Genomic DNA, 20,208 nt, shown 5'->3' with positions numbered 1-20,208 from the left:
ACAAGAAATTTGCTACAATTGCCCGCGTAAATCGCCGGCCAAGATGAAACTGAGCCCTAAGCGCCTGTTTGGGAGATCGATGACCGGGGGATCGAACCTGGCCGAAACGCCCTCTCCGCCTTCGCCGCGATCCGCGGCGCGGAAGACGGCGCTCGTGACCCTCGCGCTGGTGCTTGCCATCGTCGGCGCGCTTGTCGGCGGTTATTATTTCGCGATGCGCCCGGTGACGCTGAAGATCGCGGTCGGTCCGGCCAACAGCGATGACGTCAAGGTCGTGCAGACTCTCACCCAGGGCTTCGCGCAGCACAAGAGCTACGTGCGGCTGCGTCCCATCCAGACCGACGGCGCCACCGCCAGCGCCAATCTGCTCGCAGAAGGCAAGGTCGATCTCGCCATCGTGCGCGGCGATCTCGACGTGCCCAAGAACGCACAGGCGGTCGCGACGCTGCGCAAGAACGTGGTGGCGCTGTGGTCCGTCCAGGGCAAGGGCAAGAAGAAGGGCGCGAAGATCACCAAGATCTCGCAGCTCGCCGGCCATCGCATCGGCGTCGTCGGCCGCACCCAGGCCAATGTCAATCTGCTCAAGGTGATCCTCCAGCAATATGGTGTCGACCCCGCCAAGGTCGAGATCGTGCAATTCCCGGTCAACGAGGTTGCCGAGGCGATCAAGGCGCAGAAGGCCGACGTCTATCTCGCGGCCGGCCCGGTCAACAGCAAGATCACGGCGGACGCGATCGCGGCATCGGTCAAGGAGGGCGGCACACCGACCTTCCTCGCCATCGATTCCGCCGACGCGATCGCGCAGAACCATCCGGTCTATGAAGCGGCCGAAATCCCCGCAGGCACGTATGGCGGCTCGCCCGATCGTCCCGACGACGAGGTCAAGACCATCAGCTTCGCGCACCATATCGTGGCGCGCAAAGGCGTCTCCGACACCACCATCGCGGCGTTCACGCGCCAGCTCTTCGCCGTGCGGCAGCAATTGGTGACGGAATTCCCGCTGGCAGCGAAGATCGAAACGCCCGACACGGACAAGGATGCGGTGATCCCGGTGCATCCCGGCGCGGCCGCCTTCGTCGACGGCGAGGAAAAGACCTTCCTCGACAAATACAGCGACTACATCTGGTGGAGCCTGATGGCGCTCTCGGCCATGGGCTCGGTCGGCGCCTGGTTCGCCGGCTATCTGAAGAAGGACGAGCGCGACAACAACAACCACCAGCGCGAACGCCTGCTCGACATGATCGCCGCGGCCCGTAAGTGCGAGACCACCGAAGAGCTCGACCAGATGCAGACCGAGGCCGACGCGATCCTGCGCGACACCCTGCGCTGCTTCGATCACGGCGCGATCGAGGAAGCCGCGCTCACCGCCTTCAACATCGCGCTCGACCAGTTCCACGCCGCCGTCGCCGACCGCAAGGCGGTGCTGTTCAGCCTGCCGCCGAATCTGCAGCGCGCAAGCGCGCAATTCAGGGCCGCCGGCAACGCGTAGGTCTTGGACCCTGATGGTGAGGAGCGCGGAACGCGCGTCTCGAACCATGCAGGCCCGCCTCTCGCCGCGGCCATCCTTCGAGACGCCCGCCGTTGGCGGGCCCTCAGGATGAGGCCTGAGGTTGGGGCTGAGCTGTGCAGAGGGTTTGCGCGCTTAATCACTGCGTCACATTGTCTCAATATAGCGTCTGGCTTGCCGCCTCGACGGCCGTGCCAAGCGACACGAGACGGTCCCTCATGAACATCAAATTCTCCCGCCGCCGCTTCCTCACGAGCAGTGCCGGCGCGCTCGGCACGATCGCGATGCCCTCTCTCTCGCGCGCCGCGGACCGGCCAGCGGTCACCCATGGCGTGCAATCGGGCGACGTCACCGCCAGCGGCGGCGTGGTGTGGGCGCGCACCGACCGGCCGGCGCAGATGCTGGTCGAGGTCGCGACGACTGATACGTTCAGGAATGCCCGCGCGCTGCCGCCGGTCGCGGCGCTGCCCGAGAGCGACTTCACCGCGAAGATGCTGGTTGAAGATCTGCCGGCCGGCCAGGACGTCTTTTACCGCGTTCGCTTCCGCGATCTCGCGCACAGCGCCGTCGAGGGCGAAGCGGTGACCGGCCGCTTCCGCACCGCGCCGGCCGATCGCCGCGACGTCAGCTTTGTCTGGGGCGGCGACGTCGCCGGCCAGGGCTGGGGCATCAACCCCGATGACGGCGGCATGATCACCTTCGCCACGATGCGCAAGCATCGCCCGGATTTCTTCCTACACTCCGGCGACACCATCTATGCCGACGGTCCGATCCAGTCCGAGGTGAAGCTTGCCAACGGCAAGATCTGGAAGAACCTCACCATTCCCGAGAAGGCCAAGGTCGCGGAGACGCTGGACGAGTACCGCGCCGCGCACAAATACAATCTTACCGACGACAACCTCCGCGCCTTCAATGCCGAGGTGCCGGTCTTCGTGCAGTGGGACGACCACGAGGTGACCAACAATTGGTCGCTCTCCAAGGAGCTGCCGGCGGCGTACAAGGAGCGCAGCATCGCGTTGCTCGCTGCGCGCGGGGCCCGCGCCTTCCACGAGATGTATCCGATGCGCGAAAGCATCAGCGAGCCGGGCAGGGTTTATCGCCAGATCTCCTATGGCCCGCATCTCGACGTGTTCGTGCTGGACGAGCGCAGCTACCGCGGTGCGAACGGTCCGAATCTGGAGGCGGAATACGGGCCGGCCAGTTACTTCCTCGGATCCGACCAGATCGCCTGGCTGAAGCGCGGTCTGCTCAACTCGCGCGCGACCTGGAAGGTGCTCGCCTCCGACATGCCGCTCAGCCTCGTCGTCCCGGACACGTCGAAGGGCGGCTCGGAAGCATTCGCGCAAGGCGACGGCCCGGTGCGCGGCCGCGAGTTCGAGATCGCGGACATCCTGCGCTTCATCAAGATGGCGCCGATCAGCAATACCGTGTGGCTGACGGCGGACGTGCACTACGCCGCCGCGCACTACTACGATCCCAACAACGCGCAGTTCCAGGAGTTCGAGCCGTTCTGGGAGTTCGTCTCGGGGCCACTGCACGCGGGCACCTTCGGCCCCAATGCGCTCGACAACACGTTCGGCCCGGAGGTGCGCTTCGTCAAGGCACCGGGCAAGGACAACCAGAACCTGCCGCCGTCGGCCGGCATGCAGTTTTTCGGCCACGTCAGGATCGACGGCGCCTCCGGGCAGATGACGGTGACCCTGCGCGACCGCGCCGACGTCGCATTGTGGTCGACCACGCTCGACCCGAAATTGGCCTGACGCTCAGGCGCGGTGCGCTCGCAGCACGGCTTCCAGCGCCTCGCTCGAGCACGGCTTTTGCAATCGCGGCCGCGCCGCGAATTCGGGCGGAATCCCGGTCTCGGCGCCATAGCCGGTGACGAAGACGAACGGAATGTTCAGCGCGACCAGTCGCTCGGCGATCGCAAAGCTCTTCTCGCGGATCAGCTCGACGTCAAGCAGCGCGAAATCGGGGGCACGCTTCTCGATTGCGTCCAGCGCCTGCGTCACCGACCCGGCGGTGCGCACCTGCGCCACGCCGAAGCCGAGCAGACGGTCCTCGAAGTCGATTGCAATGATCGGGTCGTCCTCGACGACCAGGACGTCGGCAGGACAGGAGCCATCGGGAATCGCGGGAGCCATGATCGCATCTTGAGTAGGGGGTTTTCTGATCAGGACAGCCGCGTCACGACACCTGCGCCCAGCGCATCGGAGGGTTCCCGGAACGAAACTCACCACATCACAGTTCTTCAGTCTGTCCACTTGTGCACACAGGAAACGTACGGAACTCGTTATTGTCGAGAGGAGGACGGGGGTATCAAGATGGATGCGCGTATCGGCAGTACAACTGAGGTCGAGAGCCGACCGGCCAACAATCTGTTACGGCGCCTAAGCGCGGCAGACTACGCACTGCTCGCATCGCACGTCTCCGTCGAGGACTGCGCGGCCGGCCAGCTGCTCTACAATCCCGGCGACGACGTCCAGGTCGTCCACTTCCCCTGCGGACCATCGCTTGCGACCTTCCTCGTGCCCAACGAGGATGGCCGAGACGTCGAGACCATTCTGGTTGGTCGTGAAGGCGCGGTAGGCGGCATCGTCAGCGAGGGATATCTGCCGGCCTACACGCGCATCTGCGTGAAGTTCGGCGGGCCGTTTGCGCGCATCCACGTTGGCAAGCTGGAAGCAGCCAAGGCGCGCTCGCCATCGCTGCGCAACATCTTCGCCCGCTATGCCGACTGCATGCTGGCGCAGATCTTCCAGTCGACCGCATGCAACGCCATCCATTCGATCGAGCAGCGCACGGCCAAATGGATCCTGGCGGCGATGGAGCGGACCGGCGACGAACAGAGCGTGCCGCTGACACATGAGCAGCTTGCAACTCTGCTCGGGGTCGGGCGCAGCTATGCGAGCCGCGTGCTGCAGTCGTTCAAGGCCGAAGGCGTGCTCGACACCCGACGCGGCTCGATCCTGGTCCGCAGCCGCGAGGGCCTGCGCTTGCGCGCCTGCCTCTGCAACGACGCCGTGAAGATGCATTTCGAGGAGGTGCTGCGCGGGGTCTATCCCACTGAGGAGCGGGAGGCGGGATAGCGGGCCATTCCGCTCGTTCGGCGTGAAGAGGCGGCGGGCGCACTATCCCGCGCAGCCCGGACCTGCGCTACTATGCCCGCATGAGCGGGGCTTTCCTTCACACCATCTTCGACATCGCGGCGTGGCTGGTAGCGGCCGCTGCCGTCTATTGGCTGTCGCGGCGCCGCCTGGCGTTCCCGGCGCAATCGTTCGAAATGCCCTACATCGCTGCGCTGGTGTTCGGCGCGGGCCTCGGCGCCTATGTGTTCGGCTCAGCCAATCTGTGGCTGTCGGGCCAGCACGGCATAGCCCGCTCGGTGGAGGGCGCGCTCGCGGGCGGCATCGTGGCGATCGAGCTCTACAAATGGTCGGCAGGGATAACCGTGCGAACCGGCGCCCGCTTTGCGCTGCCGCTGGCGCTCGGCATCGCGATCGGCCGGCTCGGCTGCTACTTCGCGGGCCTCGACGATTTCACCTACGGCACGCCGACGACGCTGCCCTGGGCCCATGATTTCGGCGATGGCGTCCCTCGTCATCCCGTGCAGCTCTACGAGAGCGCGGCCATGGCCCTGTTCGCGACCTTCTATGTCGCGGTGGTCTTGAACCGGAACGGGTTTGTGATCACCAATGGTTTCTACCTCGTCCTCGTCTATTATGGAGCGCAGCGCTTCCTGTGGGAATTCCTCAAACCCTATGGCACGCTGATCGGCCCCTTCACGCTGTTTCACCTGCTGTCGCTGTCCATCCTGCTCTACGCGGTCGTCATGCTGGCGACGGCGCCCAAAGCGAGATCCCTGCATGAACGCGCCGCTGCGTAAGTCGCGCCCCTATATCTTCTGGGGGCAGACCCAGTCTCTCTGCGAGACCTGCCTGACGCTGGTGCCGACCAAGATCCAGATTCTCGGCAACGAGGTCTGGTACGAAAAGCGCTGCAAGCAACATGGCGTCCAGTCGACGCTGGTGTCGACGGACGCGGCCTATTGGCGCCTGTGCAAGGATTTCATCAAGCCGGGCGACCGTCCGCTGCAATTCCAGCAGCGCACGGAATTCGGCTGCCCCTATGATTGCGGCCTCTGCGCCGACCACGAGCAGCATTCCTGCCTGGCACTGATCGAGATCACCGAGCACTGCAATCTCACCTGCCCGGTCTGCTTCGCCGAATCCTCGCCCGCCCGGACCCGCTTCACGCCGCTCGCGAAGGTCGAGAGGATGCTGGACGCGCTTGTCGCCAGCGAAGGCGAGCCCGACCTCGTGCAGATCTCCGGCGGCGAGCCGACGCTGCACCCTGACTTCTTCGAAATCCTGGACGCCGTGCGCACACGGCCGATCCGTCACGTCATGATCAACACCAACGGCCTGCGCATCGCGCGCGAGAAGGATTTCGTGGCGCGGCTCGCCGAGAACAAGCGCGGGCTAGAGGTCTATCTCCAGTTCGATTCGCTGCGGCGCGACGCCCTGATCAATCTGCGCGGCGCAGATTTGCGCAAGATCCGCCAGCAAGCGCTGGAGAATCTCGAGCATTTTGGCGTATCCACCACGCTGGTCGCGACCATCAAGCGCGGCGTCAACGATGCCGAGATCGGCGACATCGTCCGCCATGCCCTCACCTGGAAATGCGTGCGCGGCGTCACGCTGCAGCCGGTGCAGGACGCCGGCCGCAACGAGAATTTCGACAAGAATACCGACCGCATCATGCTGTCGGAGATCCGTCAGCGCGTCGTCGAGACCGGCGTGTTCGGCGACAAGGACATGATCCCGCTGCCCTGCAATCCCGAAAGCATCTCGATCGGCTACGGCCTGCGCAACGGCGAGAAGGTGCTGCCGCTGACCTCGCTGATCCCGCAGGAGCAGTTGGTGGCGGTGATGCCCAACACGATCAGCCCGGAGAAATATCCGGTGCTGCGGGAGAAATTCGTCGATCTGTTTTCGTTGTCATCGGGGCCGCTGAACACCAGTGAGCGCGTCTGCGAATTGCTGTGCTGCCTGCCGAGCTTTCAGGTGCCGGACGGGCTCTCGTACGAGAATGTCTTCCGCGTCACCATCGTGCAATTCCTCGATCGCTTCAATTTCTGCGTCGGCAACGTCAAGCGCAGCTGCATCCATTTCGTGACGGAGCAGGGCGCGATCATTCCGTTCGACACCTACAATCTGTTCTATCGCAACGGCGAGATCGACGGCATCCGCGCGGCGCTGACCGCGCAGGCGAGCGAAGGAGTCCTGCAGGGATGAGCGTCAGCGACACACCGCCGCCGGCGCCCCCGGTACCGCCGCCCTCGCCCCCGACGCAAAAGCGGCACGGCTGCCTGACCGCGCTCATGGTGGTTTTTGGGATCTTCATGCTGCTGCCCGGCTTCTGTGCGCTGCTCTTCGGCGGAATGTCGGTGGTCGAGGGTGGGCAGATCCCATCCGACATCGCGTCGCTGATTTTTCTGGGGCTGGTCATCGGCATCGGCGGAGTCGCCCTGATCTGGGCCGCGATCAAGGGGCGGAAGGCTCCTCCCCATCCCCGGACCGGGCCGTAAGCACCGGAGATTCCCGGACAAAATTCAGTCAACCAACCGCCAAAGAACACATTGTTTTTTGGCCGTTTTTGCATATATTGCGCCGCAACGCGCAGGGTGCCCGGTCGATATGGCCGGGCTTCCCTTTTGGGCGGCGAGCGCCCGTTTCCAGTCTTCCAGCGTTGTTTCGAGAAGAGGTCCCGGTCCGACCGGCGAGATCGCGCTTAACCCATTGTTCGAACGCAAAGAAGCCCACTCATGAACCTCCGTAACGTCGCCATCATCGCCCACGTTGACCACGGCAAGACGACCCTGGTCGACAAGCTCCTCCAGCAGTCCGGCACGTTCCGCGAGAACCAGAAGGTGACCGATCGCGCCATGGACTCCAACGATCTGGAGCGTGAGCGCGGCATCACCATCCTGGCCAAGGCAGCTTCGGTGCAGTGGAAGGACACCCGCATCAACATCGTCGATACCCCCGGCCACGCCGATTTCGGCGGTGAGGTCGAGCGCATCCTGAACATGGTGGACGGCGCGCTGGTGCTGGTCGACGCTGCCGAAGGCCCGCTGCCGCAGACGAAATTCGTGGTCTCCAAGGCGCTCAAGGTCGGCCTGAAGCCGATCGTCGTCATCAACAAGGTCGACCGGCCCGACGCACGCCCGACCGAGGTCATCAACGAAGTGTTCGACCTGTTCGCAGCGCTCGACGCCAGCGAGGAGCAGCTCGATTTCCCGATCCTCTACGGGTCGGCCAAGCAGGGCTGGATGGCCGACAGCCCGGAGGGTCCGAAGGACAAGGGCATGGAGCCGCTGTTCGACCTGATCCTGCGCCACGTTGCGCCGCCCAAGGTCGAGGAAGGTCCGTTCAAGATGATCGGCACCATTCTCGAAGCCAACCCCTATCTCGGCCGCATCATCACCGGCCGCATCTCCTCTGGCGTGCTCAAGCCGAACCAGCAGGTCAAGGTGCTGAACGCCGACGGCAAGCTGGTCGAGTCCGGGCGCATCACCAAGATCCTGGCCTTCCGCGGTCTCGAGCGCACCCCGCTCGATGAAGCCGAAGCCGGCGACATCGTCGCGATTGCGGGCCTCACCAAGGGCACGGTCGCCGACACCTTCTGCGACCCGACCGTCGAGGTGCCGCTGCCGGCCCAGCCGATCGATCCGCCGACCGTGTCGATGTCCTTCATCGTCAACAACTCCCCGCTTGCCGGCACCGAAGGCGACAAGGTGACGAGCCGCATGATCCGCGACCGTCTGTTGCGCGAAGCCGAGGGCAATGTCGCGCTGCGCGTGGTCGAAGCCGCCGACAAGGACGCGATGGAAGTCTCGGGCCGCGGCGAATTGCAGCTCGCCATCCTGATCGAGACCATGCGCCGCGAAGGTTTTGAGCTCTCGGTGTCACGTCCGCGCGTCGTCTACCAGAAGGACGAAGCCACCGGCGCCACGTTGGAGCCGATCGAGGAGGTCGTGATCGACGTCGACGAGGAGCATTCCGGCGTCGTCGTGCAGAAGATGAGCGAGCGCAAGTCCGAGCTGATCGAGATGAAGCCCTCGGGTGGCAACCGTCAGCGCCTGGTGTTCTACGCGCCGACCCGCGGCCTGATCGGCTACCAGGGCGAGCTGCTCACCGACACCCGCGGCACTGCGATCATGAACCGCCTGTTCCACGGCTACGCCCCGTACAAGGGCGAGATCCAGGGCCGCCGCAACGGCGTGCTGATCTCCAACGACCAGGGCGAGGCGGTGGCCTACGCCATGTTCAAGCTGGAGGACCGCGGTCCGATGATGATCGAGCCGGGCTGGAAGGTCTACAAGGGCATGATCGTCGGCGAGCACACCCGGGACAACGATCTCGAGATCAACGTCCTCAAGGGCAAGCAGCTCACCAACATCCGCACGACGTCGAAAGACGAAGCCGTGCGCCTGACCCCGCCGATCCGCATGACGCTGGAAAAGGCGCTCGCCTATATCGAGGACGACGAGCTCGTCGAGGTCACGCCGAAGTCGATCCGTCTGCGCAAGAAGCATCTCGACCCGAACGAGCGCAAGCGCGCGGAAAAGGCCAAGGAAGCGGTGGCGTAACCGAGCGAATGGGAGGTGGCGAGTAGCGAATAGGGACGTTTGGCCAGAGCCGACGTTTTCTTATACTCTATTCGCCATTCGCAACTCACTAGTCGCTCTTCCATGTCCCTTCCATCCTCCGTCGACGTCGCGATCATCGGCGCCGGTGCCGCCGGCCTTGGCGCCGCGCATGCGCTGGCGGGCTCCGGCCGCTCCGTGATCGTGCTGGAGGCACGCAGCCGGCTCGGCGGCCGGGCCTGGACCGTGCAGGCCTCGCCCGAGATCACCTTCGACGTCGGCTGCGGCTGGCTGCATTCGGCGGACCAGAACTCCTTCGTCGCAATCGCACGTCAGCTTGGTTTCGAGCTCAACACGAACCTGCCGCCTTGGCGCGAGCGCGCCTTTGGTAACGCTTTCCCACAGAGCGAGCGCGACGATTTCATGCGCGCGATGGACGCGTTCTACGAGCGCCTCTGGCAGGCCGCACTGAAGGGCAAGGACGAACCTGCGAGCCTGAGCCTCGAGCCCGGCAATCGCTGGAATCCGATGATCGATGCGATCTCGACTTACATCAACGGCTGCGAACTGAAGGACATGTCGACGCTGGACTGGGACGCCTATGAGGACAGCGACCTCAACTGGCGGGTCCGGCGCGGCTATGGCGCGCTGATTGTTTCCTATGGAAGCCCGTGCCCGCTGGCGCTGAGCTGCAACGTGACGCTGATCGATCATTCCGGCAAGCGCCTGCGCATCGAGACCTCGCTCGGCACGCTGACCGCGGACAAGGCGATCGTCACCGTCCCAACCAATCTGATCGCCGATGAAGCGATCCGCTTTTCACCACCGCTGCCGGCCAAGCTCGATGCCGCAGCCGGCCTGCCGCTCGGCGTCGACGACAAGGTGACGCTCGCGCTCGAGGACGCCGAGGCCTTCCCGAAGGAAGCAAACCTGCGCGGCGCCACCATGCGCACCGACATGGGCACCTATCATATCCGTCCGTTCGGCCAGCCCTGCATCGAAGGCTTCTTCGGCGGCAGCTTTGCCCGCGCGCTGGAAGACGCCGGCGAAGGCGCCATCGCCGCGCAGAGCATCGACGAGATCGCCGGCTTTCTCGGCAACGACATCAGACGCAAGCTGAGGCCGCTGTCCGAATCGCGCTGGGCGCATGATCCGTTCGCGCGAGGCTCCTATTCACACGCGCTGCCGGGGCACGCCGGGGAACGCGCGGTGCTGGCCGCACCGGTGGATGGCCGGCTGTTTTTCGCGGGCGAGGCAACGTCGCCGAACTTCTTCTCGACCGCACACGGGGCGCGGGACAGCGGGGAGCGGGCGGCGAAGGAAGTGCTGGCGGCGATCGACAGGCAATAACCCCAAGCTCCGTCATCACGAGCGGAGCGATCCAGAATCTCTCCGCAGAGGCGATCTGGATTGCTTCGTCGCTTCGCTCCTCGCAATGACGAGAATACTACTCGATCACGCGCGCCCGCAAATCCGCGTCCGGCACGAAGCATGCATCGTACTTCCCAAAAATGCGATAGCGGTTGCGCGCGACGAGACTGTACACGGCATCCCGCAGCGGCTTCGGCACCGCGAACAAGACGCGGACCCAGCCCCAACGGGGGAGTTGCGACAGCACCGTCAGCGCGGCGTCCGATTTCATGAATACTTCGCCGCCGTGGACTACGCATTGGTGTCGGGATCACCGGGATCGATGCCGAAGGTGCGCGCCAACCGCGCCCCATAATCCGACTGAATCGGCGTGAAACGAAATCGCCCCGCCCTATCGCGCTTCGCAACGAAGCGTACCCAGCGCGAGCAGAAGATGCAGATGCCGTCGAATAGGATCACGTCGTCGTCGGGCCATTTGGGCATCAGCGATTATCCAGCATCAGTAGCGCCACGAGCATCAGCACGATAGCCGGCCCGGTCTTCACCAGCGCACCGAGCGGCTCGATCCAGAGATCGGGCGTGAGAATCGCGGCGCCGAACATATAGCCAAGCGACGCCAGAATGCCCGCAACGAGTCCGAACGCAGCCGTCCGGCGAAAAGCGATCAATACGCCGATGCTCATGTCCATCAGGCTGGTGCCGATGGTGATGGGATCGACCAGCGCAGGCGGAAAATTGTGCGCGATCAGGATGCCAGCGGCGTCGCGGTAAGACACGAACAATGCGATGAAGCCTGAGACGAGCCAGAAAACGACCAGGCTCGCGACGATCAGCGCCTTGGCCATGAATAGCCGTGCAAACCATTTGTCCTGGACAGCGGCGGGATGACACCCGATCGTCTCGGTCAACGACTTCGGCACGATGCCGGTGGCCGCGATCCACGCCGAGGGATCACCCTGTACGCCGCGTCGCAGTTCGGCAATGGCAGTTGAACGCATCGGCGGCATCCAACCGAGATGGCAAGCCAAATCACCGATTTTCGCGCCGAGATCGAGCAGGAAGGACGGCATCGCGAGGCGCGGCCAGCCATCCGTGCCGAATGCAAGGCGAAAATGCTTGACGGCGCCGGCCATGGTGACCGGCTCCGGTACCATCAGATCCCAGCTCACGGCCTTCACCGCGACGTCGTCTATATCGCGCGCGGCGAGCCAGGCGATCGTGGCCGAAACATCCTCGATCGCAACGGACTGGAACGGTGTCGTCATCTCCGCCGCCGGCAGATCAATCGGAAGAGCGGCCAGCGCGCGCAGCATGGCGCTGCCGCCATAGGCCGACGGCGCAACCACGAAGCCGGGCCGCAGGATGGCGTATGGGATGCCCGAGGCCGCGATCAGACGTTCGGCCTCACGCTTGGTTGTCGCGAAGGCGGTGCGGTCGGCCTCAGCAATTCCCGGGATCGAGATGTGCACCAGGCGGATGGCACGGCCGCTATCGCCGATCGCCTGAACGAGACGACCGACGAACTCGCGATGCACGGCATTGGTGTCGCTGCCGGGCCCATCCTGGAGCACACCGAGGCAATTCACGACGACGTCTACGGCGTGCTGGCTGAGAAGACGCGCCAGCGCGGCCGCATCGAGGGTGAGGATCGGCAGCTCGATGTCCAGCGCGCTCATCTGCTGCGCCGGCGACAGGCTGCGCGCCACGCCCACGACGCGAAAGCCACGCGCGCGCAGGTCGTCGGTGACGAAGCGGCCAATCAGGCCCGAGGCGCCGAATACCAGGATGGTTCGCTCACGCATCGCGCCTCTCAAAACGGTTTTGCAATCATCAGCCAGAGGATCAGCATCGTCGCACCAAAACCTGGGAAGCCGAATGCGAACCACCGGCGGAACAGCACGAAATAGCGCTCCGGAAGCGCGAGGCGCTGCACGGCGGCCTTGCGCGCCAGGTCGCGCATCTCGATCTGCATGAAAACGACGGGGACCCAGAACAGGCCTGCGAGGGCATACAGCGCGAGCGATGCCAGCAGCCAGCGCTCGGTGATCGGCGTCGCCGAAAGCATCATCAGCAGGCCGCCGCTGACCGGCTGCAGGATAACGGCCGACAGCGTGAAAATCGCATCCGCAAGCACGACGACCGAAGCGGTGCGCGCGATGAACTCGGCATCGTTCGTGCGATGCGCCATCAGCATGAAGAAAGCAATGCCGCTTCCGGTGCCGAGGATGACGATGGCGCCAAGCACATGCAGATATTTGACTAGGAAATACAGCGTCATGGCTTCTTGGTCGCCGCTGGCTTCGGCGGGTTCAGCGCGCGGGCGAGGTCGCTGCCTGCGGCGTTGACGCCGGCCTCGGTCTCGATCATCCAATGCCCCTCGTTACCGATGGATGGCAGGATACTGAAGTCGACCTTGCCGCCGGCGCCGCGAAAAGCCTCGATCACTTTCTTGGAGAATGCCGGAGCGAAGTAACTGTCATTGGCTGCAACGAGCCATGTGACGGGAATGCGCGCGGCCTTGCCGAGTTCGGCTGCGGCCGCAAGCAGCCTGTCCGGCGAGCAGATTTTGTTCGGCTCGTCATTGGCATGGCCGCCGCGCCCCGGTGCGAATGCAATGATGGCGGAGATCGCCTTCGGATCGGCATTGGCGAGCGCGAGTGCACCCCAGCCGCCGGCGGAATGACCGAGCACGATGGCGGCATCCTTGCGGATGAAATCCTGCTTTCGCAGATAGTCCAGCGCGAGCCAGATCTGGTCCGCCGTCGCACGGGCCGATCGTGCGTAATCCGCCTCGTCGCAGCCGGCCTGGTCCTCGACATAGCGGCCACCGGTCGCGCCATGGCCGAGCCGCTCCGGCACCAGCACGGCAAAGCCGCGCGCGACGAGATACGCTGCGAGCGCACGGTATTCCGGCTGCGGCATTTGCGCGCGACGCAAGCCATTCTGCGTCGACGCGTGCGCGATGACGGCGAGCCGAAACGGGCCGGCACCTAAGGGACGAAACAGCAGGGCATGCGCGGCAAGGCCGGGATCCGGTGACGGCACGTACCACACCTGCCGGCGCAACGGCTCGCCCTCCGCGCCCGATGGCCCAAAGGTGACCTGAGCGCGCAGAGGTGACGAAGTCAGCACCAGTAAAGATAGAAGCGCAGAGACGATGGGGAGCCGCATGAATTGCCTGAGAAGGCGGACCGAACTGCGATGGCCAGACTAATAGGAACGAATCAGTCCAGGCAGACTTTCTGCGCTGCCATTGCCATTCATTCGTTGTCACAGCGAGTTTTGCACCGACGCATGGCGGGCCGCTGCCATTCAGAGCGGCAGCTTGTCCTCTTTCGGTACAACAGGGATGAAAACTGATGCAGAAAATCCACACGTTAACCGATAATTAACGATAGGTCTTGCCGCCGGCGCGGCGACTTGGTTTGATCGCGTCCATGAGCACAACCCTGATCGAGGTCCGGCCGGCCAAAGCTGCAGATGCAACTGCGGTGGCATCGACCCATGACGAAGCCTGGCGCTCGGCCTATCAGGGCATCATCCCCGGCTCCGAGCTGGAGAAGCTGATCAATCGCCGCGGTCCGCAATGGTGGGACAGCGCGATCCGCAAGGGCAGCCGCGTCAGCGTGCTGGTGTTCGGCGACAAGATCGCGGGCTACGCCAATTACGGTCGCAACCGCGCCCGCAGCCTGCATTTCGACGGCGAGATCTACGAGCTTTATCTGCGCCCCGAATTCCAGGGCCTCGGCTTCGGCCGCCGCCTGTTTGCCGCCGCCCGCCGCGACCTGATGCAGAGCGGGTTGAAGAGCATGGTGGTGTGGGCGCTGTCGGACAATGATCCGGCCACCGAGTTCTATCGTGCTCTCGGCGGTCGTATGGTGGCGCGCTCTTCCGAGCGGTTCGGGCCGAAATCGCTCGACAAGGTTGCCTTCGCTTGGACCAACTAAGAATTTGGACCAATTGAGCTGCTGAAACCCGAATCGGCAGCGTTTTCCATCCGTCGATACCGCCCGCCTCTGCGCCGGTGATCGCTGGATTCATTATTTCACAAAAACGCGATGGATCAGCGGGCCAAGCCCGCGTATGACAGCGCCAAAATCGCTGCCGGGCGCGATTTATCCTCGGCAACAACGGAGCCTTGAATGCGTATCGATGCTATCTCGATCGGGAAGAACGTACCCCACGACGTCAACGTCGTCATCGAAGTCCCCGTGGGCGGCGAACCGATCAAATACGAGATGGACAAGGAAGCCGGCACGCTTGTCGTGGACCGTTTCCTGTACACGCCGATGCGTTACCCCGGAAACTATGGCTTCATCCCGCACACGCTATCGGATGACGGCGACCCCTGCGACGTCCTGATCATCAACACCCGCGCCATCATCCCGGGTGCCGTCATGAGCGTGCGCCCGGTCGGCGTGCTGTTCATGGAAGACGAAGCCGGCGGCGACGAGAAGATCTTGGCGGTGCCCTCATCCAAGCTGACGCAGCGCTACGACAAGGTGAAGTCGTACTCCGACCTGCCGGACATCACGCTCCAGCAGATCCAGCACTTCTTCGAGCACTACAAGGATCTCGAGAAGGGCAAATGGGTGAAGATCCTGCGCTGGGGCGGCCCGGAGGACGCGCACAAGCTGATCCTCGAAGGCATCGAGCGCGAGAAGAAGAAGAAGGGTTGATCGTCATTCCGGGGCGCGCGAAGCGCGAACCCGGAATCCAGACGTTTGTGGCCCGAGATTCCCGGTTCGGCTCTTTGAGCCGCCCCGGAATGACGACTGGCTACACCGCAGGCTTCGGCAGCCCTGCGATTGCGTAGGCCGCGCGCAGCGTATTCACCAAGAGACACGCGACCGTCATCTGGCCGACGCCGCCCGGCACCGGCGTGATCGCGCCGGCAACCCCGAGCGCTTCCTGATAGGCGACATCGCCGACGAGGCGCGTCTTGCCGTCGTCCTTGGGAATGCGGTTGATGCCGACGTCGATCACGGTTGCACCCGGCTTCAGCCAGTCGCCGCGCACCATCTCCGGCTTGCCGACCGCGGCATAAACGAGGTCGGCGCGCTTCACGAGCCCGGGCAGATCGCGCGAGCGCGAATGCGCGATGGTGACGGTGGCGTTCTCGTTCAGCAGCAACTGCACCAGCGGACGGCCCACGAGGTTGGAGCGGCCGATCACGATGGCGTTCATGCCCTCGAGCGATGCGTGCACGCTCTTGGTCAGGATGATGCAGCCGAGCGGCGTGCAGGGCGACAGCGCCTCGAAGCCGCCAGCGAGCCGGCCGGCATTGTTCGGATGCAGGCCGTCGACATCCTTGGCCGGATCAATGGCGTTGATCACGGCCTCGGTGTTCAGCCCCTTCGGCAGCGGCAATTGCACGAGAATGCCGTGCACGGCCGGATCGCGGTTGAGCTTTGCGATGAGCGCCAGCAGATCCGCTTGCGAGACGTCAGCCGGCAGCTTGTGCTCGAAGGAAGCCATCCCCGCCGCCTGCGTCTGGGTGTGCTTTGAGCGGACATAGACCTCGCTGGCGGGATCGCTCCCGACCAGGACCACCGCAAGGCCCGGCACGAGATCATGCTCGCGCTTGACGCGGGCGACCTCGTCGGCGACGCGGGCGCGGAGTTCCGCGGCGATGATTTTTCCATCGATGATCTCTGCGGTCATGTCAGTTCCCCTGGTCTGTCGATTTCGCGGAGGCGAGCTGGCGCAAGGCTTCGCCGAGCCGTGCCGGATCGCCGTCGACCGCGATCTGCTTCAGCCGCGAGGTCGCTCCGGACAAAAGCCTGACGTTGGCCTTGGGAACGCCAAGCGATTTCGCCAGCAGGACCACAACAGCCTTGTTGGCCTCGCCGCCATCGGCAATGGCGCGCACCCGCACCTTGAGCACGCTGCGGCCATCGGAGAGCTGCTCGATCCCGTCGATGTCGTCGCGGCCGCCGCGCGGCGTCACCCGCAGCGCGATGCTGATACCCGAGGCCGAATAGCGCCAAGGCTCCTTGTAAGGCTGCTTGTTGCCAACCAAGGCGCTCCGCCCGCTCAGATCACGTTCGGGTAGATGTAATACAGGATCACCCGTTCGATGAACATGATGAGCAGGATCAGGATGATCGGCGAGATATCGAGGCCGCCGAGACTGGGCAGGAAATTGCGAATCGGCGCCAACAGGGGCTCGGTGATCCGGTACAGGAACTCCGCGACCGCCGAGACGAACTGGTTGCGGGTATTCACCACGTTGAAGGCGATCAGCCAGGACAGGATCGCGGAGGCGATCAGCAGCCAGACGTAGAGATCGAGCACGATGATGACGATGTCGAGAACGGCACGCATGGCTATTGAAGCCTCTGGCTTTTAAAAACTCTGGCTGCGGTCGGGATTGACGCCTTTTGCTAGATATCGGTTCCCCCCGACCCAAACAAGGGAAGTCGGCGCCCGGGATGGCTAAAACCGGGTGACACGCGTCCTTGACTTGACCTTGGCGGGGACTTAAATGGCGCCCGGTTGTCGGCCGCATTCACCAGAGCGGCCAGCAAAGGGGCCATAGCTCAGCTGGGAGAGCGCGTCGTTCGCAATGACGAGGTCGGCGGTTCGATCCCGCCTGGCTCCACCAGCCTTCGCAGGCTGCGCCTGCTTCGGCTAGGCAAGCCCTCATGTAGCGAAGGCTGTCACGCCATAGCCCGAAGGGCGACGGCGGACGCTCTCCGCGTAAATCTCCTACTTCCCCATAAAATAAACCTTCGCAGGCTGCGCCTGCTTCGGCTAGGCAAGCCCTAATGCAGCGAAGGCTGTCACGCCATAGCCCGAAGGGCGACGGCGGACACTCTCCGCGTAAATCTCCTACTTCCCCATAAAATAAACCTTCGCAGGCTGCGCCTGCTTCGGCTAGGCAAGCCCTCATGTAGCAAAGGCTGTCACGGCATAGCCCAAGGGGCGACGGCGGACTTCTCACTGCCCCCCTACCTGCCCGTGAATTTTGGCGGCCGCTTTTCCATGAAGCTGGCCACGCCCTCCCGGAAATCGCTGCCGCTCAGCGCCACCATCATCTCCCTGTTGGCCTCGATCGTCGCCTCCGCCAGGGTCTGGAACGGCACCTCGTAGAGCTGACGCTTGATCACGGCCATCGCGCTCGGCGAGACCATATCGGCGAGATCGCGCGCGTAGGCATAGGTCTCTTCGCGCAACTTCTCCGGCGGACAGAGCCGGTTGACCAGTCCGATCCGCAGCGCCTCCTCGCTCGGCACGCGCCGCGCCGAGAGCAGCAGATCCATCGCATTGGCATGGCCGACGATGCGCGGCAGCATCCAGCTGATGCCGTGCTCGGCGATCAGGCCGCGCCGTGCGAAGGCCGTGGTGAACACGGTGTTGTCAGCGGCAAAGCGCAGGTCGCAATAGAGCGCGTGGACCAGGCCGATGCCAGCGGTCGCGCCGTTGAGCATGGCGATAACCGGCTTCTTGATCGAAGGATAATAGCCGTAGCGCGTCTGCCAGTCCGGGCGGCGGTTCATGTCGAAGGGCGGCAGGTTCGAGGCGCGCCTGACGTCATCGGGGTCGAGCCCTTTCAGCGCATCCATGTCGGCGCCGGCGCAGAAGGCGCGGCCCGCGCCGGTGAGCACGATGACGCGGACATTGTCGTCGGCGCTTGATGCTTCCATCGCGTGACGCACGTCGCGCTCCATGATCGGCGTCCACGCATTCATGCGGTCCGGGCGATTGAGCGTGATGGTCGCGATCCTGTCGCTCACCTCGTAGAGAATGTGTTCGTAGGCCATGGCGCTCTCCCTGTGTTTGCCGGCGCATTTCGCCTGCGCGCGTTGGCAGGGAGCGTAGCATATCCAGGAGAGACGCAAGGACTTGCGCGGAGGCGCGATCACTCGGCGGCTTGCGCCAGCACCGGGCGGCGCGCCAGCCAGCCGTCGATGAAATGATCGAGCCAGGCACGCTCTGCGACGTCGTAGACGGCACGATCGGCGAAATGATGATGCCGCTGCCGCGCACCGGGTGCGCTGAAACCGTCATAGCCGCGCGTGGTCCAGCAATGCATCATCGCGTAGGTCACGTCAGGGTGAAACTGCACACCGAAGGCATGGCCGGCGCGAAACGCCTGCACCGGAAAATCATCGCCTTCCGCGAGCAGCTCCGTGCCGACCGGCAGCTCGAATCCCTCGCGATGCCAATGATAGACCTGGGCCGGCCAATGCGGACAGAGCGCGTGGCCCGCCGCGGTCGGCCTGATCGGGTAATAGCCGATCTGGGTCAACGCCTCCGCATGCGGCGCGACGCGAGCACCAAGCTGCATCGCGAGCATCTGGGCACCGAGGCAGATGCCGAGAAACGGGCGCTGTTCGCGGAGCGGAATTTCGATCCAGTCGATCTCGCGGCGGATGTAATCGTCGGGATCATTGGCGCTCATCGGACCGCCGAAGAACACGGCGCCGGCATGCCGGTCGAGCGTCTCGGGCAAGGGATCGCCGAAGCGGGGCCGGCGAATGTCGAGGCGATGGCCGAGCGCGCGCAACGCATTGCCGACCCGGCCGGGTGTCGAGGATTCCTGGTGCAGGACGATCAGAACCGGCAACCGGGCTTCCGGAGCAGGGGCGGCCGCGCCCGGCGTCCTTCTTGGGAAGGGCACCAATTCTGCGCCACCAAACCTGTCCGTCCGGAACGACATGGCCTCTGCGAGTGCTATCGGTTCAGACCATCAGCATAGCTAAGCGATGGTTAACATCGTGTGAGTTCGCGCACACAAGCCCGACGAAGCAAGCTCCGGGCCACTACGGACGCGTGCCGCTTATCTAGTGCCTGCGCCTCTGGAACCGGCTGGTGGCAGCCAGGATGAAGCCGCGCGGGAAGAAGCGCAGTGCGAACGGCACAATCTTGATGCCCAGACCGGGCAGCACTGCCCGTTTGTTCGCCATCAAGCCACGATACGCCTCCCGCGCGACGTCGGCGGCAGAGACCTTGAGAGCGGCCGTATCATGTTGAGAGCCGACGCCGGCGCGGCCCTGGAATTCGGTGGGCACCGGGCCCGGACACAGCACCGTGACGCGGACGCCGCGCGGCGCGAGCTCCGCCCGCAGCGCTTCGGTGAAGGAGATCACATAGGCCTTGGACGCGTAGTAGACGGCCATGCCCGGGCCAGGCAGGAAGCCTGCGACCGATCCGACATTGAGAAGGCCGCCCTTGTTCCTGATGAGCTGATCGGCAAAGCGCAGCGACAGATCCGTCAGCGCGCGGACGTTGACGTCGACGATTCCGAGCTGCTCGGCGCGATCTCGCTCGATCGCATCGCCGAACACGCCGAAGCCGGCATTGTTGACGAGATGATCGAGCTCGACGCCTTCGGCGGCAAGCGCCGCCGCGATTGCGTCGCCGGCATCCGCTTGCTCGAGGTCGCAGGCGATCACGATCGGCTTCTTGCCGCCCTTCGCGGCTAGCTCGGTGGCGAGCGCTTCCAACCGGTCTACCCGTCTCGCGGTCAATGCGAGGCGATGTCCATTGGCGGCAAACACGCGCGCCAGCTCCACGCCGATGCCTGCCGAGGCACCGGTAATCAGCGTCACCTGCTCAGTCACGATCGAAGTCTCTTGAATTTTTGCCCGCAATGGTGGAACGAGAGCATAGGCCGCGCGCGGCATGCAAGCTGCGCCGCCGGCATGGCCGCTCGAGTACGACGACAGACCGTATC

At 64.4% G+C, this 20,208-nt stretch carries 20 protein-coding genes, 1 tRNA gene and 1 pseudogene; 11 read left to right on the top strand and 11 right to left on the bottom strand.

Going from position 1 to position 20,208, the window contains the following annotated elements; all coding sequences use genetic code 11:
- Positions 1-43: 43 nt before the first annotated feature.
- Both BCCGELA001_RS01530 and BCCGELA001_RS01525 read left to right on the top strand, forming a co-directional pair.
- A complete protein-coding gene (locus BCCGELA001_RS01530; protein WP_060734460.1) occupies positions 44-1,489 on the top strand; it encodes a TAXI family TRAP transporter solute-binding subunit in 1,446 nt (481 codons plus the stop codon).
- A 236-nt stretch (positions 1,490-1,725) separates the two neighbouring features.
- The gene (locus BCCGELA001_RS01525; RefSeq protein WP_060734459.1) at positions 1,726-3,267 is read left to right on the top strand and encodes an alkaline phosphatase D family protein; all 1,542 of its coding nucleotides are present in this window, start codon (positions 1,726-1,728) and stop codon (positions 3,265-3,267) included.
- 3 nt (positions 3,268-3,270) lie between these two features.
- On the opposite strand, the gene BCCGELA001_RS01520 is transcribed toward BCCGELA001_RS01525, so the two are convergent.
- On the bottom strand, positions 3,271-3,648 hold the full coding sequence (locus tag BCCGELA001_RS01520; protein ID WP_008539183.1) for a response regulator: 378 nt from the start codon (positions 3,646-3,648) through the stop codon (positions 3,271-3,273).
- Between the two features lie 180 nt (positions 3,649-3,828).
- Here BCCGELA001_RS01520 and BCCGELA001_RS01515 point away from each other — a divergent pair, with 180 nt between their 5' ends.
- The 6 genes from BCCGELA001_RS01515 to BCCGELA001_RS01490 all read left to right on the top strand — a co-directional run bounded on the left by BCCGELA001_RS01515 (position 3,829) and on the right by BCCGELA001_RS01490 (position 10,505).
- Positions 3,829-4,593: a Crp/Fnr family transcriptional regulator gene (locus BCCGELA001_RS01515; RefSeq protein WP_008539185.1), complete on the top strand. Its 765-nt coding sequence runs from the start codon at positions 3,829-3,831 to the stop codon at positions 4,591-4,593.
- A gap of 80 nt (positions 4,594-4,673) precedes the next feature.
- Positions 4,674-5,390: a prolipoprotein diacylglyceryl transferase gene (locus BCCGELA001_RS01510; RefSeq protein ID WP_008539187.1), complete on the top strand. Its 717-nt coding sequence runs from the start codon at positions 4,674-4,676 to the stop codon at positions 5,388-5,390.
- Positions 5,371-6,801, top strand: a complete 1,431-nt coding sequence (locus tag BCCGELA001_RS01505) for a radical SAM protein (protein WP_060734458.1) — start codon at positions 5,371-5,373, stop codon at positions 6,799-6,801. Before BCCGELA001_RS01510 ends, BCCGELA001_RS01505 begins: the two co-directional genes overlap by 20 nt.
- The gene (locus tag BCCGELA001_RS01500; RefSeq protein ID WP_060734457.1) at positions 6,798-7,094 is read left to right on the top strand and encodes a hypothetical protein; all 297 of its coding nucleotides are present in this window, start codon (positions 6,798-6,800) and stop codon (positions 7,092-7,094) included. The genes BCCGELA001_RS01505 and BCCGELA001_RS01500 overlap by 4 nt, the downstream gene beginning before the upstream one ends.
- Before the next feature lie 237 nt (positions 7,095-7,331).
- Entirely contained in the window at positions 7,332-9,158 is a 1,827-nt protein-coding gene (gene typA / locus BCCGELA001_RS01495) for a translational GTPase TypA (RefSeq protein ID WP_060734456.1), read from the top strand.
- Between the two features lie 102 nt (positions 9,159-9,260).
- A complete protein-coding gene (locus BCCGELA001_RS01490) occupies positions 9,261-10,505 on the top strand; it encodes a flavin monoamine oxidase family protein (protein ID WP_060734455.1) in 1,245 nt (414 codons plus the stop codon).
- A gap of 97 nt (positions 10,506-10,602) precedes the next feature.
- Here BCCGELA001_RS01490 and BCCGELA001_RS01485 read toward each other — a convergent pair.
- The 4 genes and pseudogenes from BCCGELA001_RS01485 to BCCGELA001_RS01470 form a co-directional block, all read right to left on the bottom strand.
- Positions 10,603-11,009: pseudogene (locus tag BCCGELA001_RS01485) on the bottom strand (thiol-disulfide oxidoreductase DCC family protein).
- Positions 11,009-12,328 (bottom strand): SDR family oxidoreductase, encoded by a 1,320-nt coding sequence (locus BCCGELA001_RS01480; protein ID WP_008539222.1) that lies wholly within the window; start codon positions 12,326-12,328, stop codon positions 11,009-11,011. The pseudogene BCCGELA001_RS01485 and the gene BCCGELA001_RS01480 overlap by 1 nt, the downstream one beginning before the upstream one ends.
- 8 nt (positions 12,329-12,336) lie before the next feature.
- The gene (locus tag BCCGELA001_RS01475) at positions 12,337-12,804 is read right to left on the bottom strand and encodes a DUF2269 family protein (protein ID WP_008539224.1); all 468 of its coding nucleotides are present in this window, start codon (positions 12,802-12,804) and stop codon (positions 12,337-12,339) included.
- The gene (locus BCCGELA001_RS01470; RefSeq protein ID WP_060734454.1) at positions 12,801-13,697 is read right to left on the bottom strand and encodes an alpha/beta hydrolase family protein; all 897 of its coding nucleotides are present in this window, start codon (positions 13,695-13,697) and stop codon (positions 12,801-12,803) included. The genes BCCGELA001_RS01475 and BCCGELA001_RS01470 overlap by 4 nt, the downstream gene beginning before the upstream one ends.
- Positions 13,698-13,963: 266 nt before the next feature.
- Between BCCGELA001_RS01470 and BCCGELA001_RS01465 the strand changes: the two genes are divergently transcribed.
- The gene (locus BCCGELA001_RS01465) at positions 13,964-14,473 is read left to right on the top strand and encodes a GNAT family N-acetyltransferase (protein ID WP_008539229.1); all 510 of its coding nucleotides are present in this window, start codon (positions 13,964-13,966) and stop codon (positions 14,471-14,473) included.
- A gap of 195 nt (positions 14,474-14,668) precedes the next feature.
- A complete protein-coding gene (ppa, locus tag BCCGELA001_RS01460) occupies positions 14,669-15,205 on the top strand; it encodes an inorganic diphosphatase (protein WP_008539231.1) in 537 nt (178 codons plus the stop codon).
- 100 nt (positions 15,206-15,305) lie between these two features.
- Here ppa and folD read toward each other — a convergent pair whose 3' ends face one another.
- The 3 genes from folD to BCCGELA001_RS01445 are packed head-to-tail and all read right to left on the bottom strand — an operon-like array spanning position 15,306 to position 16,853.
- Positions 15,306-16,190 (bottom strand): bifunctional methylenetetrahydrofolate dehydrogenase/methenyltetrahydrofolate cyclohydrolase FolD, encoded by an 885-nt coding sequence (gene folD, locus BCCGELA001_RS01455; RefSeq protein ID WP_008539233.1) that lies wholly within the window; start codon positions 16,188-16,190, stop codon positions 15,306-15,308.
- 1 nt (position 16,191) lies between these two features.
- On the bottom strand, positions 16,192-16,548 hold the full coding sequence (locus BCCGELA001_RS01450) for a DUF167 domain-containing protein (protein ID WP_008539235.1): 357 nt from the start codon (positions 16,546-16,548) through the stop codon (positions 16,192-16,194).
- 14 nt (positions 16,549-16,562) lie between these two features.
- Entirely contained in the window at positions 16,563-16,853 is a 291-nt protein-coding gene (locus BCCGELA001_RS01445) for a YggT family protein (protein WP_008539240.1), read from the bottom strand.
- A gap of 204 nt (positions 16,854-17,057) precedes the next feature.
- Here BCCGELA001_RS01445 and BCCGELA001_RS01440 point away from each other — a divergent pair.
- Positions 17,058-17,133: transfer RNA gene (locus BCCGELA001_RS01440), tRNA-Ala, on the top strand.
- 346 nt (positions 17,134-17,479) lie between these two features.
- Here BCCGELA001_RS01440 and BCCGELA001_RS01435 read toward each other — a convergent pair.
- The 3 genes from BCCGELA001_RS01435 to BCCGELA001_RS01425 form a co-directional block, all read right to left on the bottom strand.
- Entirely contained in the window at positions 17,480-18,292 is an 813-nt protein-coding gene (locus BCCGELA001_RS01435; RefSeq protein WP_060734453.1) for an enoyl-CoA hydratase, read from the bottom strand.
- Positions 18,293-18,390: 98 nt separating this feature from the next.
- The gene (locus BCCGELA001_RS01430) at positions 18,391-19,191 is read right to left on the bottom strand and encodes a glutamine amidotransferase (protein ID WP_060734452.1); all 801 of its coding nucleotides are present in this window, start codon (positions 19,189-19,191) and stop codon (positions 18,391-18,393) included.
- Between the two features lie 124 nt (positions 19,192-19,315).
- Positions 19,316-20,095: an SDR family NAD(P)-dependent oxidoreductase gene (locus tag BCCGELA001_RS01425; protein WP_060734451.1), complete on the bottom strand. Its 780-nt coding sequence runs from the start codon at positions 20,093-20,095 to the stop codon at positions 19,316-19,318.
- Positions 20,096-20,208: the final 113 nt, after the last annotated feature.

Origin of the sequence: Bradyrhizobium sp. CCGE-LA001, from assembly GCF_000296215.2 — a bacterium.
Lineage (GTDB): Bacteria > Pseudomonadota > Alphaproteobacteria > Rhizobiales > Xanthobacteraceae > Bradyrhizobium.
The sequence above is the reverse complement of the archived record's forward strand: the minus strand, read 5'-3'. Positions and strand labels throughout refer to the sequence as shown.

Coding starts and splice junctions, on each gene's coding strand:
- BCCGELA001_RS01430 (WP_060734452.1), bottom strand. CDS start 19,191: ATGTCGTTCCGGACGGACAGGTTTGGTGGCGCAGAATTGGTGCCCTTC.
- BCCGELA001_RS01500 (WP_060734457.1), top strand. CDS start 6,798: ATGAGCGTCAGCGACACACCGCCGCCGGCGCCCCCGGTACCGCCGCCC.
- folD (WP_008539233.1), bottom strand. CDS start 16,190: ATGACCGCAGAGATCATCGATGGAAAAATCATCGCCGCGGAACTCCGC.
- BCCGELA001_RS01470 (WP_060734454.1), bottom strand. CDS start 13,697: ATGCGGCTCCCCATCGTCTCTGCGCTTCTATCTTTACTGGTGCTGACT.
- BCCGELA001_RS01435 (WP_060734453.1), bottom strand. CDS start 18,292: ATGGCCTACGAACACATTCTCTACGAGGTGAGCGACAGGATCGCGACC.
- BCCGELA001_RS01505 (WP_060734458.1), top strand. CDS start 5,371: ATGAACGCGCCGCTGCGTAAGTCGCGCCCCTATATCTTCTGGGGGCAG.
- BCCGELA001_RS01525 (WP_060734459.1), top strand. CDS start 1,726: ATGAACATCAAATTCTCCCGCCGCCGCTTCCTCACGAGCAGTGCCGGC.
- typA (WP_060734456.1), top strand. CDS start 7,332: ATGAACCTCCGTAACGTCGCCATCATCGCCCACGTTGACCACGGCAAG.
- BCCGELA001_RS01530 (WP_060734460.1), top strand. CDS start 44: ATGAAACTGAGCCCTAAGCGCCTGTTTGGGAGATCGATGACCGGGGGA.
- BCCGELA001_RS01475 (WP_008539224.1), bottom strand. CDS start 12,804: ATGACGCTGTATTTCCTAGTCAAATATCTGCATGTGCTTGGCGCCATC.
- BCCGELA001_RS01490 (WP_060734455.1), top strand. CDS start 9,261: ATGTCCCTTCCATCCTCCGTCGACGTCGCGATCATCGGCGCCGGTGCC.
- ppa (WP_008539231.1), top strand. CDS start 14,669: ATGCGTATCGATGCTATCTCGATCGGGAAGAACGTACCCCACGACGTC.
- BCCGELA001_RS01465 (WP_008539229.1), top strand. CDS start 13,964: ATGAGCACAACCCTGATCGAGGTCCGGCCGGCCAAAGCTGCAGATGCA.
- BCCGELA001_RS01510 (WP_008539187.1), top strand. CDS start 4,674: ATGAGCGGGGCTTTCCTTCACACCATCTTCGACATCGCGGCGTGGCTG.
- BCCGELA001_RS01515 (WP_008539185.1), top strand. CDS start 3,829: ATGGATGCGCGTATCGGCAGTACAACTGAGGTCGAGAGCCGACCGGCC.
- BCCGELA001_RS01480 (WP_008539222.1), bottom strand. CDS start 12,328: ATGCGTGAGCGAACCATCCTGGTATTCGGCGCCTCGGGCCTGATTGGC.
- BCCGELA001_RS01445 (WP_008539240.1), bottom strand. CDS start 16,853: ATGCGTGCCGTTCTCGACATCGTCATCATCGTGCTCGATCTCTACGTC.
- BCCGELA001_RS01520 (WP_008539183.1), bottom strand. CDS start 3,648: ATGGCTCCCGCGATTCCCGATGGCTCCTGTCCTGCCGACGTCCTGGTC.